Source organism: Horticoccus luteus (assembly GCF_019464535.1).
Lineage (GTDB): Bacteria > Verrucomicrobiota > Verrucomicrobiia > Opitutales > Opitutaceae > Horticoccus > Horticoccus luteus.
Map to the genome: position 1 here is coordinate 175,476 of NZ_CP080507.1, position 15,539 is coordinate 191,014.

General features: G+C 65.8%; 7 protein-coding genes. 4 read left to right on the top strand and 3 right to left on the bottom strand.

Annotated elements, in window-relative coordinates; all coding sequences use genetic code 11:
* The first annotated feature begins 132 nt into the window (after positions 1–132).
* Positions 133–6,066 carry a putative Ig domain-containing protein gene (locus K0B96_RS00660; RefSeq protein WP_220162661.1) on the top strand — a complete coding sequence of 1,978 codons (5,934 nt, stop codon included), beginning with the start codon at positions 133–135 and terminating at the stop codon, positions 6,064–6,066.
* 12 nt (positions 6,067–6,078) lie between these two features.
* On the opposite strand, the gene K0B96_RS00665 is transcribed toward K0B96_RS00660, so the two are convergent.
* Together K0B96_RS00665 and K0B96_RS00670 are read right to left on the bottom strand one after the other, a co-directional pair.
* Positions 6,079–7,572, bottom strand: coding sequence for a sialate O-acetylesterase (locus tag K0B96_RS00665; protein ID WP_220162663.1), 1,494 nt, complete (start codon positions 7,570–7,572; stop codon positions 6,079–6,081).
* An 18-nt stretch (positions 7,573–7,590) separates the two neighbouring features.
* A complete protein-coding gene (locus K0B96_RS00670; protein WP_220162666.1) occupies positions 7,591–8,499 on the bottom strand; it encodes a phytanoyl-CoA dioxygenase family protein in 909 nt (302 codons plus the stop codon).
* Between K0B96_RS00670 and K0B96_RS00675 the strand changes: the two genes are divergently transcribed.
* Positions 8,498–10,603 (top strand): S9 family peptidase, encoded by a 2,106-nt coding sequence (locus K0B96_RS00675; RefSeq protein ID WP_220162668.1) that lies wholly within the window; start codon positions 8,498–8,500, stop codon positions 10,601–10,603. The genes K0B96_RS00670 and K0B96_RS00675 overlap by 2 nt on opposite strands.
* 41 nt (positions 10,604–10,644) lie before the next feature.
* Here the strand turns inward: K0B96_RS00675 and K0B96_RS00680 are convergent, their stop codons facing one another.
* The gene (locus tag K0B96_RS00680) at positions 10,645–13,104 is read right to left on the bottom strand and encodes a hypothetical protein (protein WP_220162670.1); all 2,460 of its coding nucleotides are present in this window, start codon (positions 13,102–13,104) and stop codon (positions 10,645–10,647) included.
* Between the two features lie 114 nt (positions 13,105–13,218).
* Between K0B96_RS00680 and K0B96_RS00685 the strand changes: the two genes are divergently transcribed.
* Together K0B96_RS00685 and K0B96_RS00690 are read left to right on the top strand one after the other, a co-directional pair.
* A complete protein-coding gene (locus K0B96_RS00685) occupies positions 13,219–14,619 on the top strand; it encodes an ABC transporter substrate-binding protein (protein WP_220162672.1) in 1,401 nt (466 codons plus the stop codon).
* Positions 14,616–15,539 (top strand): carbohydrate ABC transporter permease, encoded by a 924-nt coding sequence (locus K0B96_RS00690; protein WP_220162674.1) that lies wholly within the window; start codon positions 14,616–14,618, stop codon positions 15,537–15,539. The genes K0B96_RS00685 and K0B96_RS00690 overlap by 4 nt, the downstream gene beginning before the upstream one ends.

The window sequence follows — 15,539 nt, forward strand, 5'->3', positions numbered from 1 at the left end:
CATACGCGGGATGATTTTATCCGCCTCTGTGCCGCCGATTGCGCTCGCGGCGCGGGGCATTCTAGCGGCTTGCGCTTCTCTAGGCTTCTCCGCCAGCGTCAGAGCTGATAGGTTCGTTTTCTGCTTTTTCCTATGATATCTCTGTTGTGCCGGTCTTGGATGTATCGCGTTGGCTTCTTGGGCCTGGCTTTTCTCGCCGCCTTGGGAACGACGGGGCGTGCCCAGGCTTCATCCGTGACGTTCGACGGCTTCGAGCCGGACATCAATGGCGTCGTCAACATCATCGTCCGGCAGAACGACGGCAAGTTGATCATCGGCGGGCAATTTACCCAAGTGCGCACCTACACGGCGGCACCGGTGGACCGGAATAATCTGGCGCGGTTTAATCGCGACGGGACGGTGGATCTATCGTTCAATCCCAACGTCAACGATGCCGTCACGACGCTGCTCCTGCAGCCCGATGGCAAGATCGTGGTGGGTGGTCGGTTCACGTCGGTGCAGCCGGCTGGGGCGGCGGCGGCCACGACGTGCAATCGCGTGGTGCGTTTGCAAGCGGATGGCTCCGTCGACGCGACGTTCGATCCCACGGTCGGCGGCAACGCCGTGCTGACGGTCAACGCGCTCGCGCTTCAGGCCAACGGCCAGATTCTACTCGGGGCGCTGGCGCTGCCGGTGATGCCGGGCGACACGGCGCCGCACCGCCGGCTGGTGCGTTTGAACACGGATGGTTCGGTCGATGCCTCGTTCGATCCGAATCCCAACAGCGTCGTCAACGCGATCGCGGTGCAAAACGACGGCAAGATTTTGGTCGGCGGTGGTTTCACGACGGTGCAGCCCAACGGCGCCGCCACCGCGACCGTGCGTAATCGCATCGCGCGCTTCAATGCCGATGGCTCCCTCGACACGTCGTTCGATCCCAACGCGAACAACGCGGTCAACGCCATTGTGGTGCAGCCCAACGGCGCGATTTTGGTGGGCGGCACGTTTACGCAGTTCACGCCGGCGCTCACCGGCGTGGTCTCCAGCCGCCCGCATCTCGGCCGCCTGACGCCGGCCGGCGATGTCGACAGCAGTTACAACCCGTCGCCCAACGGAAACGTTAACACGATCACGCTCGAATCCGATGGTCGCGCGCTGATTGGCGGCACGTTCTCCGGCCTCGTGCCAAATAATCTCAGCGCGGTGGTGACGCGCAATTTCGTCGCCCGCGTGAACTACGACGGCTCGGTGGACATCAACTTTGATCCGAGCGCCAACTACGTGGTGAACACGATCGTGGTGGAGAGCGACGGTCGCATCGTACTGGGCGGCAATTTCACGCAGTTGCGCGTCGGCAGCCTGTATGCGGCGGTCCCGGTGAACCGCGTGGCCCGCGTGGCGAACGACGGATCCGCGGACGTGCCGTTTTCCTCCGACCTTGCCGGTCGGATTCTCACGACGGCGCAGCAAGCGGACGGAAAACTCGTGATCGGCGGCACGTTTGTGAGCATCGGCGGCTTCACGCATTTCCGCCTCGCGCGGCTGAACATCGACGGCTCGGTGGACGGCACGTTCAACCCTACTTTCAACGGCACGGTGCAGGCGCTCAGCGTGCAATCAGACGGCAAGATTCTGGTCGGCGGGACGTTTACCGCGACCAACGGGACCAACGCCGCCTACTTCGTGCGTCTCAACGTGGATGGCACGCTGGACACGACGTTCGCGCCCAACCCCACCGGTAGCGTCAACTCGATCGCGTTGCAGAGCGACGGCAAGGTTCTGTTCGGTGGCTTGTTCACGACGATCCAACCCAAAGGCGACACGGAATCGACGCTGCGCTACTACCTCGCCCGGCTGAATGCCGATGGCTCGGTGGACAAGAACTTCGATCCCGAGCCCAACGGCGCGGTGCTGACGATAGCCGTGCAGTCGGACGGGAAGATCATGATCGGCGGCGCTTTCACGACGGTGCAGCCGAATGTGAAAACCGTTTACGCCCGTTACTATCTGGCGCGGCTCAATGCCGACGGCACGGTCGACGGAAACTACATCGTGCACGCCACTAGTCAGGTCAACGCCTTGGTGGTGCAGAGCGACGGCAAGGTCGTCATCGGCGGCGCGTTCACGCAAATCCAGCCGCTGGGCCAGACCTTGGTCGAACGCCATCACCTCGCGCGCATCACGACCGACGGAAAAGTTGATCCCGACTTTGATCCCAATGTCAGCGATCCGGTTCTGACCCTCGCGTTGCAAGGCTCGAAAATTCTGGTCGGCGGCACCTTCACGCTTTTCCAGCCCAATGGCGCCGCTGCTCCCACCGCCCGCAATTTTTTTGCGCGCCTCAATGCGGACGGTTCGCTCGATACGACGCTCAACCTGAATCCGAGCTACCGGCCGTATGACGCCGTTACCTCCGTCTTGGTCCAAGCCGACCAGAAGATCGTCATCACGGGCGACTTTGTCAGCGTGGGCGTCGGTGGCGCGACCACGCCGCAAACCCATCTGGTGCGATTGAACGCGGATGGCAGCCTCGACCAAACCTTCCTGCTCGGCCGGGCCGACCGCACCCAAGTGCAGATCAACGCGCTCGCGATCGGTCTCACCGATCGCATCGTGGCGGGCGGCTCGTTCAGCAATCTCAACGGCTCCTTGAGCCCGAACCTCGCGCGTTTCAACTACGACGGCACGCCTGATCTCGCCTTTAACCCGGCACCCAACGGGCCGGTCAACGCGCTCGCCATCGTCGCCGGCGCCACCGCGCCGACCGGGGCGGTCTCCTGGCTGCAGAGCGACGGCACGCCCTTGGCCGACGCTGCGGCCAAATCGTTGCTCTCGGGCGCAGTCAGTTCGAGCGCGCGCCTGCCCGACGGCACGATAGTGCTCGGCGGATCGTTCTCCCGCGGCGATGGCAGCCCGGGCACGAATGTCGCGAAAGTCACGTCCACCGGCGGCCTGAGCGCCACGTTCACGCCGACGGTTTCGGGACCGGTGTATGCCGTCGCGGTGCAATCGGATGGCCGCATCCTGATCGCGGGCAACTTCGCCACCGTCAACAGCAACGCCCACGCCAACCTGGCTCGACTCAACGCCGACGGCTCAATCGACACATCGTTCAATCCGAGCACCAACGGAGCGGTGCTGACGTTGGCGGTGCAATCCGACGGCAAGATCCTCATCGGCGGCGCGTTCACGACCGTGCAGGGCACGGGAGCGGCGACGGCGACGGATCGCGGTTATCTGGCGCGACTCAACGCCGACGGCACCCTCGACACCGCCTACAACGTCATTTTCAACAACGCCGTCACGGCCGTGGCGCTGCAGTCCGATGGCAAGGCCCTGGTCGGTGGTTCGTATGGCACCGTGCAACCGGTGGGAGTGAACACGCCCGTCGACCGCCTGCACCTCATCCGCCTCAAAACCGACGGCACGATCGACTCTGATTTCAACCCCGCGCCGAACGCTGAAGTTTACGCCATCACGGTGCAGCCGGATGGGCTCATCCTGATCGGCGGCGCGTTTACCACGATCTATGCGGATACGAGCGCTCCGGTGTCTCGCGCGCACTTCGCGCGGCTCGGGACCGACGGCCGCATCGATCCGACACTCGGCACGGTCTTCAACAGCAATGTGCAGGCGATCGCGTTGACCTCGGACGGCAATATTCTCGTGGGTGGCGCGTTCACCACTGTGCTGCCCAACGACGCGACGGTGGCCGTGGCGCGGGCGCGGATCGCCCGGCTGAAACCGACGGGCGCTCTCGATACGACTTTCACGCCGAGCTACAATGGCTCGGTTAACGCCCTCACGATCGCGGCTGATGGCAACTACGTGGTCGGTGGCGGGTTTTCCGCGATCGAAGCGGAGGAGTCCGTCCTGGCGGGCGGCGCATTCACGGCGCTGAACAACGTCGCCGCCATTCGCCTCGCCTTGGTCAACGCCGATGGATCGATCGATCCTTCGTTCGCGCCCAATCCCGACGGCGAGGTGCAGGCGTTGCTCCGCCAGCCCGACGGCAGCCTGCTGGTGGGCGGTCAATTTTCCGCCATCGGCGGGGGCACTCGCAGCTATGTCGCCCGGTTGAGCGCCGCGGGCGCCCTCGACGGCTCATTCGATGCCGCGGTCAACGGACCGGTGACCGCGTTCGCCCCGCAGGCGGATGGACAACTTTTGCTCGGCGGTATCTTCACCACGGTGCATGGCACGCTGCGCAGTTACCTCGCCCGCGTGTCTGCGACGGGTGCCTTGGATGCGTCCTTCAATCCGCTGCCCAACAGCCATGTTGACGCGATCGCGATTCAGGCCGACGGCAAGATCCTGGTTGGCGGCGGGTTCACGCAGATCGCCGGCGGTGCGCGCAACTATATCGCGCGACTCAATGCGGACGGCACGCTGGACGGCACCTTTACAGCGGATCCCAATGGCATCATCCAATCGATCGCCGTGCAGGCCGACGGACACATCCTGGTGTCGGGCACGAGCGTGACGGAAATCAGCGGCGCCGCGGTGCCGTATTTCGCGCGGCTCAACGCGGATGGTTCGTTCGACACCACGTTCAGCACGAGCGGCGCCGGGCAGGTCACAGCGTTTGTGCCGGAGTCGGATGGCCGCGTGGTCATCGGCGGAAATTTTGAAACCGTTGACGGTCAGCCGCGCTTCAACATTGCGCGCATCTTCCTCGGCGGCACGGCCGCGCAGCACCTTGAGCTGAGCGCGGATATTGGCACGGTCACCTGGGTGCGCTCCGGTGCTTCGCCAGAATTGGCGGGGGTGGAATTTGAAACGGCGCCCGATGGCCAGTCGTGGACCCCCCTCGGCACCGCCACGCGCGTGGGCACGACGAGCAACTGGCAGCTCAGTGGATTGTCGCTCGCGAATGGGGCTGACGTGTTCATTCGGGCGCGCGGCGTCACGCTCACCGGGCCAAACACCTCTTCCGGTCTGCTGCAAAGCGCGCAGGAGTTTTACACCGCGGGCGTGCCGGCGATCTCCAGTCCCACGACCGTCAACGCCGCGACCGGCACGGCGTTCTTCTACGGCATCAAAGCCTCGAATTCGCCGACGACTTATGCGGCGACGGGATTGCCCGCGGGCCTGACCATCGACCCGGCGACCGGTTTGATCTCCGGCCAGGCGACGCAAACGGGCACGTTCACCGTCAATCTCACCGCGACCAACGCGAACGGCACGGCGAGCGCCACGCTCACGTTGATTGTATCGACCCCGGCCGCCAGCACGGCGGCGCGGCTGGTGAACCTCTCGGCGCGGGTGGGCCTGACCGGCAGCGGCGCACCGGCCATCAGCGGTTTCGTCATCACCGGCAGCACCGCGCGCAGCGTGTTGGTGCGGGCTGCGGGTCCGGCGCTGGCGCATTACGGCGTGCAGCAACCGGCTTCGGCACCCCGCTTCACGGTGCACACTGCTTCGGGGGCTGTGGTGCTCAGCGCCGCCGCGTGGGATAGCAGCAACGGCCTGAGCACGGTCTTCGCGCAACTCGGCGCTTTCCCGTTTGATACCGGCAGCGCCGATGCGGCGACCGTTGTGACGCTCAATCCGGGCGCTTACACCGTCCACACCTCGACCGGCCTCGGCAGCGATGGCATCGCGCTCGCAGAAATCTATGATTCGGCCGCCATCGCGGGCGATACGACGCGCCTCGTCAACTTGTCCACGCGGGCGACGATCTCGTCCGGTGAAGGCGTCGTGATTGGAGGCTTCGTGATCCACGGCACCGGGACGCGTCGCATGCTGGTGCGCGTGGCCGGACCGGCCCTGACCGGTTTGGGCGTCGCGGATGCGGTCACCGATCCCGTGCTTTCGCTCTACAACGCGTCCAACGTCGAAATCGCGCGCAACGACAATTGGGAAACGCCGGTGACGGTCGCCGGGGCCTACCCGGCGGTCAGCGCCAGCGAGATTTCGGGAAGCGCAGCGACGGCGGGTGCGTTCGCATTCGCCAGCGGCAGCAAGGATGCGGCGATCATCGTCACCCTGCCCGAAGGCACTTACACGGCGCAGGCCATGGGCGTGCTGGGTGCGACGGGCGAGGCGTTGATCGAGGTTTACGAATTGCCCGACCTCGCCCCGTAAGCGCGGGCGCGCTTACCAGTCGTCACTCCGAAACGGCGCCGCGGGCAAACCGGCGCCGTTAAAGAGGTTCGCCTGCGGGACGTTGCTCCAGGCGTAGCGCACCGCGACGGGATGCGGCACGCTCGGTGACCGCACGACGAGGGTGCCCCGGTCGATCTTTCCTTCCGCGGGATGAAACACGCGGTCAGTCCCCGCGACTTCGAGTGACTGCAGCGGTTTGTCGTAAGCGACCAGACCGCTCGTCACGTGCGTGAACCGCACGCGCAACGCCGAGCCTTCCGGTGTGGCCGAGGCGAAGACCGGCCCGCTCGCGTCGCCCGGAATGTCGTAGACTTTCGTTTCCGCCATCAGCGCCAGTCGGCGGCCGACCTCCTGTTTGTTGCGCGGGTGAATGTCCTTGGGGTCGCCGATGTCGAGGGTCACGGCCATGCCTGTCGCGGGCAGGGCGAGCGCCTCGGCCTGCGCCTCGCGCAGGGGCGGCCAGAAATCCGTGCTCTCGTAAGAGGAGATTTGCACGAAGTAGAAAGGGAAATCGCCCTCGCCCCAGAGCGCGCGCCAACTGCGGATTAACGCGGGAAACAACGCGCGATATTCCGCCGGGCGCGGCGCGTTGGACTCGCCTTGATACCATAGCACGCCGCGCATCGCGTAGGGGGCGAGGGGCGCGATCATGCCGTTGAAGAGCCCGCTGATTTGGTAGGGCGTGCCGGGGCCGACCGCGGGTTGGGGCCACGGCAGCGTATTTTTCGTGTGCGTGGCTTTGGCGTGCGCCGAGGCGGCATCCCACGCCGCCTTTTCCGCCGCGTAGGCCACTTGGCGCGCCGGAAACACTGCCACGTCTTTCGCCCAGCGGGCATGCACCGCGGCAAACGCGGGATCGCTCAGCGTGAATTCGCTCAACCACGATTCGATCGGGGTGCCGCCCCAACTGCTGTGAATCAGCCCGATGGGGACGCCGATTTTGCGATAAACGTCGCGCGCGAAAAAGTAACCGACCGCGGTGAAGTGGCCGACGTTTTCGGGCGTGGCGGCGAGCCAGCCGGACGTGGCAACGGCGTCCGCGGGAGTGTCCGCGACGGCGTGATCGATGCGGATGTGGCGGATGAGTGGCGCGTTGGCCGCCGCGATCTCGGCGGTCGCGTTCACCGCGCGGTCGACGGGAAACTCCATGTTGGACTGGCCGGAGCACACCCAAACTTCACCGACGACGACGTCTTGCAGGGTGACGACGTTTTTGCCCGTCACCGTGAGCGGGGCGCTTTCGGCGGAGGCTTCCAACGCAGGCAGGAGCGCGATCCAGCGGCCATCGCGCCCTGCCGTGGCGCTGACGGTGTGATCGCGAAAGGTCACGGTGACGCGTTCGCCGGGATCGGCGCGGCCCCAGACGGGGACGAGCGCGTCGCGTTGGAGAACGGCGTGATCTTGGAACAGCGAGGCGAGCGTGACATCCGCGCGAGCGGAGGCCGCGCCAGCGAGCGCCGCGAGGGCGAGCAGAAGGCGTTTCATGCGAAGGGGTGGGCGGCGTTAGTGCGCCGCGCCTTGCCACGTCTCGCCGCACGCGCCGCCGTCAGTCACGGCGGTGACTTCGTAGTCGGCGGAGTCCGCGAATTTCACGAGTGGCAGGTAAAACTGGGAGATTTGCTGGACGTTGCCCGCCGCGTAATGGCCGATGAAGGAGCGGCGGAAACGCGTGGGGTGGCGGTTGGGGCCGGAGCCGTGGATCAGTTGACCGTGAAACACGAGCGAATCGCCGGGCTGCAGGCGGACGGGCACGGCCTTCATGCCTTTCGGGATGCGCACAAAACCCGGCGCGAACGATTCGCCGAGGTGCGCGTTTTCGTTGCAGAGGAGATTGCCGCGGTGGGAGCCGGGCACGACCATCATGCAGCCGTTCTGTTCGTCGCAGACATCCATCGCGGTCCACACGCCGACGCAGGTGCCGGGTTGCACGAGCAGGTAGAGGTTGTCCTGGTGCATGGCCTGGCCGCGCGAACCGGGCGGCTTGAAATAATACATCGTCTGCGCGGCAACGGGCTCGGCGCCGAGCGTGGCCGTGAGAAGGGCGCGGATCTCCGGATGAAGCAGATAGCGGCGGGCGACGGCGTTGAAGCGATGCGGATGGACGACGCGCGGCCAGTGCGTGAGCGGATCGTTGGGATCGGTGATCTTGTCGCTGTAAATGCGCTCGGCGTCGCCCGCGGTGTGAATCGCCTCAAACTCGGCGATGATTTCCGCCACTTCAGACGGGGAAAACAACGCCGGCACCACGAAGTAACCGTCGCGTTCGTAAGCTTCCTTGAAGGCGGTGAGATCGCGGACGGGGCTCGGGGTCATACGGCGCGGACGTTGCACGTTTTTTCCCGGCAGGCGAGCGAATCGCAGGATTTCGCGCCCGGGGTTGCCGGTCGCGGCGAGGCGGGCAACGTGGAGCATGGCGGCTTCGTTGCGATGGCTCGGGAGCGGGATGATCTTGGTGCTGGCGCCGGTGCTGATCGCCGCGCCGCGCGCGATGACGGTGGATGATTTGCTCGCGCTGCACCGCGTGTCCGACGTGCAGCTTTCGCCGGATGGCCGGGAGGCGGCGTTTGTCGTGACGGACGTCGTGAAGGCGGAAAATCGCACCAATAGCGATATCTGGGTCGTGCCAGTCGGCGGCGGCAGTGAACCACGGGCGCTGACGAATTCGCCGCGCGACGATCAGCACCCGCGCTGGTCGCCCGATGGGCGCTGGATCGCGTTTGAATCGAATCGCGATGGCGCGCGGCAGATCTGGATCCTGCCGGTGGCGGGCGGTGAACCGCGCAAGCTGACCGCGCTGGCGACCGAGGCGGGGCAACCCGTGTGGTCGGCCGATGGGCGCGCGCTGGCGTTTGTGTCGGCGGTGTTTCCGGAGTATTCCACGCTGCCGCCCGCCGAAGCCGATCGGGCGAATCGCGAACGTTTGCTGGCACTTGCGCGCCGGCCGGTGAAGGCGCGGGTGTTCACGCGGCTGCCTTACCGGCAAGGCGACACGTGGGACGACGGTCGGCGCCGGCATCTATTTGTAATGCCGATGCAACAGGGTGGCGCGACCGCGGAACCGCGCGACATGACGCCGGGCGATCACAACGCCGTGGCGGACGTCGGCGCAGGCGCAGGTGAGGATCTTTTTCCGGCGGGCGACGGGTTCACCTTTTCTCCGGATGGCGAGGAATTGATTTATGCGACGGCGGCGGAATCGCTGCGGGGAGAAACAGCGGGCGGTGACGGTGACCTCGTGGCCGTCAATCTGCGCACGGGAGAGCGCCGGCTGGTCGCGAAGACGTCAGCGAACGGCGGCGCGCCGCGTTTTTCGCCGGATGGGAAGTGGCTGGCCTATCGCGCGCCTGCGCGACGCGACGCACGATCCACACGTGGCCAGTTGATGGTGCATAACCGCAGCACTGGAGAGACCCGGAGTCTCACGCCGGATTTTGATCGCCCGGTGAGCGAGTGGGCTTGGGCCCCGGACAGTGCAGGGCTTTATTTTACGGCGCCAGACGACGGTCGCCGACCGGTGTGGGCGGTCCGCCTCGACGGCGAGTCGCCACAACGTGTCGTGGCGAATGGCACGAACAGCGCGCTGAACATCACGCCCGATGGCCATGCGCTCGTGTGGCTGGCGCAAACGTTGACGCAGCCGCCCCGCGTGATGCGGATGGCCCGCGAGACTGGCGCGACGACGGTGTTGGCGGACCCGAATCGCGCGTTACTCGACGAGCTTGCGCTCGCGCCGGCCGAGTCGGTCACGGTGACAGGCGCGGGCGGAGCGAAGGTTCAGATGTGGGTTGTGAAACCGCCGAGGTTTGCTGCCGGGCAGAAATATCCGGCGGTGCTGTGGGTGCATGGCGGACCGCGCGAGGCGTTCGGGGATGCGTGGTCGTGGCGTTGGAATCCCGCGCTGTGGGCGGCGCAGGGTTACGTGATCGCGTTGCCGAATCCGTCGGGCAGTGCGGGCTTCGGGCGGGCGTTGGCCGACGCGGCTTCGGCGGACGGGAACGCGCGACTGTATGCCGATCTCATGGCCTGCACGGATTGGCTCGCGCGACAGCCTTATGTGGATGCAACGCGTCTGGCCGCCGCGGGCACGGCTTATGGCGGTTTCATGATCAACTGGTTTCAGGGCCACACGACGAGGTTTCGCGCGCTGATCAGCGAGGCGGGCGTGTATAATTTTTCGTCCATGGCCGGCATCTCCGACGAAGCGTGGCGCCTCGAGGACGGCCCTGGAGCGCCGTGGGAAGTGGAGGAGGGCGCGCGTTTTTCGCCGCATCGTTTCGCGGCGAATTTCCATACGCCGGAGCTGATCCTGCACGGTGAGCAGGACTTTCGTGTGCCGGTTGGCGAGGCATTGCAGCTTTTCACGGCGCTGCAACGGCGCGGGGTGCCGTCGAAGCTCGTGCTGTTTCCGGACGAAGGTCACGGGCTGCGCAAGCCGCTCAACCGCGAACTCTGGCACCGCGAAGTCTTCGCGTGGCTCGCCGAATATCTCGCCGCGCCGCGCGCGGCGCCGCGTTGACGTGGCGGCACCGTGCGCGCCGCCAGTCGGCGGCGAAGCCGTCAGGCGAACGCGATTTTCGCGGGCAGGCGCAGCGGCTTGAAATGCCAGTCGGGACCGTGGGTGTGCTCGGGCGCATCGGCGGGGTCGGCGAAGTTTTTACGACCGATGATTTGATCCGGGCTCACCACCGGCCAGTCGCCGTAAAGATAGCGGTGCGGGCCAAAGGTATTGAACGTGCTCGGCACGAGTTCGAGGCGCACGCGATGGGCGCCGGGCGTCACGTGGGGCGGCAGGGCCACCGACCACGCCGGGCCCCATGTCCAGCCGAGGTTGACGCCGGCGAGCTCAACGCGAACCGCATCGCCGGCGAGATTGAGGAGGTGCAACGCGCGGGCTCCGGCGGGCACGGTGAGCATGGTTTCGGCGACGACGCGCGAACCCAGAAACGGATATCCCGCCGCGGTGAGTTCGGCGTTCGCGGGGGGCGGCGTCGCGCTGGCGAAAAACGGGCCGCGCGTGCGTCGGGTGGCGGTGGGGCCGTCGGCCCATGCACTGCGGCTGAGCACGGTGAATTTCCCGCGCAGCCAGCACCAGGCGCGCGGGAGCGCGGCGCTCGTGCGAAACCGGAGGATGTGCGGACCATCGGCGAGCGGCGGCAGGTCCGCGCCGGTGCCATCGTCGTTGGGGAGAAAGGCGATGGGGCGGTCGTCGACGCTCAGCGCGACGACGGTGTCCGCGAACGCGAGTCGCAGCGGCGGTTGCGCGGCGGGTGAGAACGCCAAGTCGAATGTGGCGCTAAAGAGCCCGTCGGCTTCGCGGGTCGGTTCGAGCAGCCACGCGTTCTCCGGGGCCTCGACAATTCGCCAGTCGAGCGCGGCCGCCTCGCGCGAAGGACGCGCCGTGGGCGTGTCGGCAACCGGCGCGGCGGGGGCGGCTGCGAGTGATTCAAGGTCAGCGCGCGGCCAGGTCGCGGGCGCGCCGCGCAGTTCCGCGCCGGCGTCCACGATGAGGCGGGCGTAGCTCATGCGGCCGAGGTGGATGCGGCCGTTTTCGCAGCGGCCCTCCTCTTCGAGCGTGCGTTCGTCGGTGACGTCGTAAGCGATGCCGGCGGCTTTCAGGCGGTTGAGTTGCGCCAGGAAGGCGGCGTTGAGGCGACTCGCGGGCGTAGCGGGAACCGTGGAGGCGTTGTGCTGGTTGGTGTGCATCAACTCCCACGGCTCATATACAGCCATCAGGCCGCGGTAGGGCGCGACGACAAGCGTATCGACCGGCGCGGGCGGATGCGCGGCGAGTTCGGCTTTCACGCGGCGCAACACTTCGGGGTAAACATCGCGCCAGGTGAGGTGCAGTGGCTCGGAGGGCGGCCAGTCGGTGATCGCGGGTGTATCGAGGCGATACTGACTGAGGTGCATCACGAAATCCGTGAGTCCGTGGCGGCCGAGCCAGAGCAGATAACGTTCGAGATCTTCGGGCGAGGCGCCCCAACCGGCGCCGCCGAACGCCTCGACCATGCAGCGCCCGTCGCCGAACTGGCGCGCGACGGCAGCGGCTTGGCGCGGATAGAAATCGAGGGAAGGAAAACGTTCGAGCGAGTCGATACCCGGCGCGCTGAACTGGCGGTAGAGTCGATGAAACGAGCCGCCCATCGGCAGTTGGAACAAGGGGTGTTCCTCGCCTTTGATGTGGCCGAGAAATTTTTTACCGTGCGCATCGCACCACGCGCGATACGGCGCGAGAAAGCCGGCGGCGAAAAGGTCGGTGACGAGTTCCCAATATTGCACGCGGAATTCCGCCGCGCCTTCGCCGTGTGCGAACACGAGGGGCAGGCGCTGGGCGAAATCGGGGCCGAAACGCGCGCGCAACTGCTCGGCGAGCACGGGCGACCAAGGCGCGCCGGCGGGGTCGGGCATCGGCGGTTTGATCGCGCCGGATTCGGGTTCATCCGTGAAGAACGCCTCGACGTAATCCCACGCCGCCGGCGCGAGCCCGGTGCGATAGCGTTCATGGATGAGATCGAGAAACTGGTGCATCACCCCTGGGTTGAGCGCGTCGATGCCTTCGACGGTCCGCGGCGCCATGTGCCAGGTGCGCGCGCCGGGAGTGCCGGGCGGCACGAGCGCGTTGTGCGCATCGACGTGGAAAGAGCCGAGGGCGTTGGCCGGCGGTTCCGCGAAGAGATCGAGCCGCACGGCGGCACTGGCAGGGAATTTCGCGAGGAGTTGCCCGTCGGCCGTGCCGCTGGGCCAGCCGTTTTCGTCGTAAATCCAGAAACGCAGCCCGATCTCCTTCGCGTAGAGAATCGCATCCGAAACCTCCCGCAGGTAGTCGGGGCTCATGTAGGGCGGGATGCCGGGATAAAAGCGCGGATGGAAAACGACGCCATCCATGCCGGCGGTCTGCAGGTCGCGCATTTGCTGGCGGAGACGCGCTTGGTCGAGCGGGCCGTTGATCGACCAGAAAGGATAGAAGCGGGGCGCGAGGTCGCGCGCGTGGGCGGAGGCGGGGGAAGAAAGAGGCACGAGGGAAAAGGGGGAAAGGTAAGGACGACTTGGGCGGAGGTTTGGTTCTTTTCAAGCGAATCGCGGTTCCTACACTCCGCCAGCTTGCCCCTTTTGTGCCTCCTCCGCCGTCTCGTGTCGCTGCCCCGTCGTGCGTGCGTCTGCCTCGCGGTCGGCGGGCTCGGCGGCGTGGGGACGCCGGTGTTGCACGCGATGGCTCCGCCGCCGGATGGCCGGATTCATGTGACGTATTGGGAAAAGTGGACGCAGTTTGAAGAGCGGGCGATTCGAGCGGTGATTGCGGAGTTCGAGCGTTCCCAGGATCGCATCGCGATCGACTACCTGCCGGTGGGTTTGATCGATCGAAAGACGATCGTCGCCACCGCCGGTGGAGATCCGCCCGACATCGCCGGATTATGGGCGCCGCAGGTGGCGGCGTTTGCGGATGCGGGCGCGCTGGAATCGCTCGATCCCTATATCGAACATGACGGCCTGACGCCGGCGCAATGGCTGGCGCGCTACGAGCCGGTTTACGCGAGCATTTGCGAACACAACGGGCACGTCTTCGCGGGCATCAGCACGCCGCTGGTCATGACGTTGCACTGGAACCGCACGATGTTTCGCGCCGCCGGGCTCGATCCCGACCGGCCGCCACGCACCCTCGCGGAGTTCAACGCGTATTGCCGCCTTTTGACGAAGCGCGACCCGCGCACCGGCGAGATTCTGCAGATGGGCTTCCTGCCGCAGGAGCCGGGCTGGTGGCCGGGGATTTTCCTGCGGTGGTTTGGAGGGGAATTATGGGACGCCCACGGCGTCACGCTCGCGAAAGATCCGCACAATCTCGCGGCGATGGAATGGGTGGCGGGCTTCACGCGCGACAACGGCGGGCCGGATGCGATCAACACGTTTGCGGCGGGGTTTGGCGGGATGACCTCGGCGCAAAATCCGTTTTACACGGGGAAAATCGCGATGGTTTTCCAAGGCGTGTGGCTCAACAACTACATCCGTCAATACAAGCCGGGTTTGGACTTTGGCGTGGGTCCGTGGCCAGAGGCGGTGCCCGGGGTGAAAGATTTCGCAATGGTCGAGTCGGATGTGTTGGTGATTCCGCGCGGCGCGAAGCACGCCGCGGCGGCGTGGGAGTTCATCAAGTTTGTAAACTCGCACAACCCCAACGCCCGCACGCGCGCGGAGCTGCAGGGGGGTGAGTTGTTGTGTTTTATGCAGGAGAAAAATTCTCCGATGCGGCAGTGGAGCCCGTTTTTCACGGAGCATCATCCGCATCCTTATATCAAAGAATTCCGCACCCTCGCGGCGAGTCCGCACGCGGCGTTTCTGGGCGAGGTGGGGATTTTTCCGGAATACAATCGGGAGCTTGCGACGGCTTTCGATCGCGTGCGCCTGCTGATGGCGACTCCCGGTCAGGCGCTGGCGGACGCGCAGGCGCGGCTGGACGTCGCGTGGGCGCGCTATCGCCGCAGTCTTGAGCGCCACGGACTGCTGCCGCAGGAAATGATGGCCCCCGCCACGCCATGACCCCGCGCGAACGCCGCCAGCTTTTCACCGGACTGGGCTTCACCAGCCTGTGGATCGTCGGCCTGGGGCTCTTCACGGGCTACCCGGTCTTGGCGTCGCTTTACTATAGCTTTTGCGACTATTCGATTCTCACGTCGCCGGTGTGGTGCGGCACGGAAAACTACCGGCAGCTCGTGCACGACGACCTGTTTTGGAAGTCACTCTACAATACGTTATTTTATGCCGGGTTGTCCGTGCCGTTGGGAACGGTGGTCGCTTTGGGGCTGGCGCTTTTGCTCCATGCCGACGTGAGGGGGAAACCGTTTTTCCGCACGCTGTTTTATCTGCCCTCGATCGTGCCGGTGGTGGCCTCGGCGCTGTTGTGGCTCTGGTTGCTGAACGGCCAGTTCGGTCTGATCAATGTCGCGCTCCGGCCCATTCTGGCGCTCGTGGGGCTGGAGCCACCGCTCTGGCTGGCGGATCCGGCGTGGGCGAAGCCGGCGCTGGTGTTGATGAGCCTGTGGGGCACGGGCAATGCGATGATCATCTACCTCGCGGGCCTGCAAAATGTGCCGCGTGAACTCTATGAAGCGGCGGCGATCGATGGCGCGTCGGGCTGGCGGCGGTTCTGGCACATTACGCTGCCGATGATTTCGCCGGTGGTGTATTTCAACGTCGTGATCAGCCTGGTCGGCGCGCTGCAGGTTTTCACGCAGGCGTTCATCATGTCGTCCGGAGCGGGCGGCGGGGCGGCGGGCGGCACGGACGGCAACCCGGCGCGCGCGACGCTGTTCTACACGTTGAATCTGTTTTCGACGGCGTTCTACGATCTGCGCATGGGCTACGCGAGCGCGATGGCCTATGTGCTTTTCGTCATCATCGCGTCGCTGACGTGGCTGGCCACGCGGCTGTCGCGCAAGCATCTCAACTACGCAAGTTGA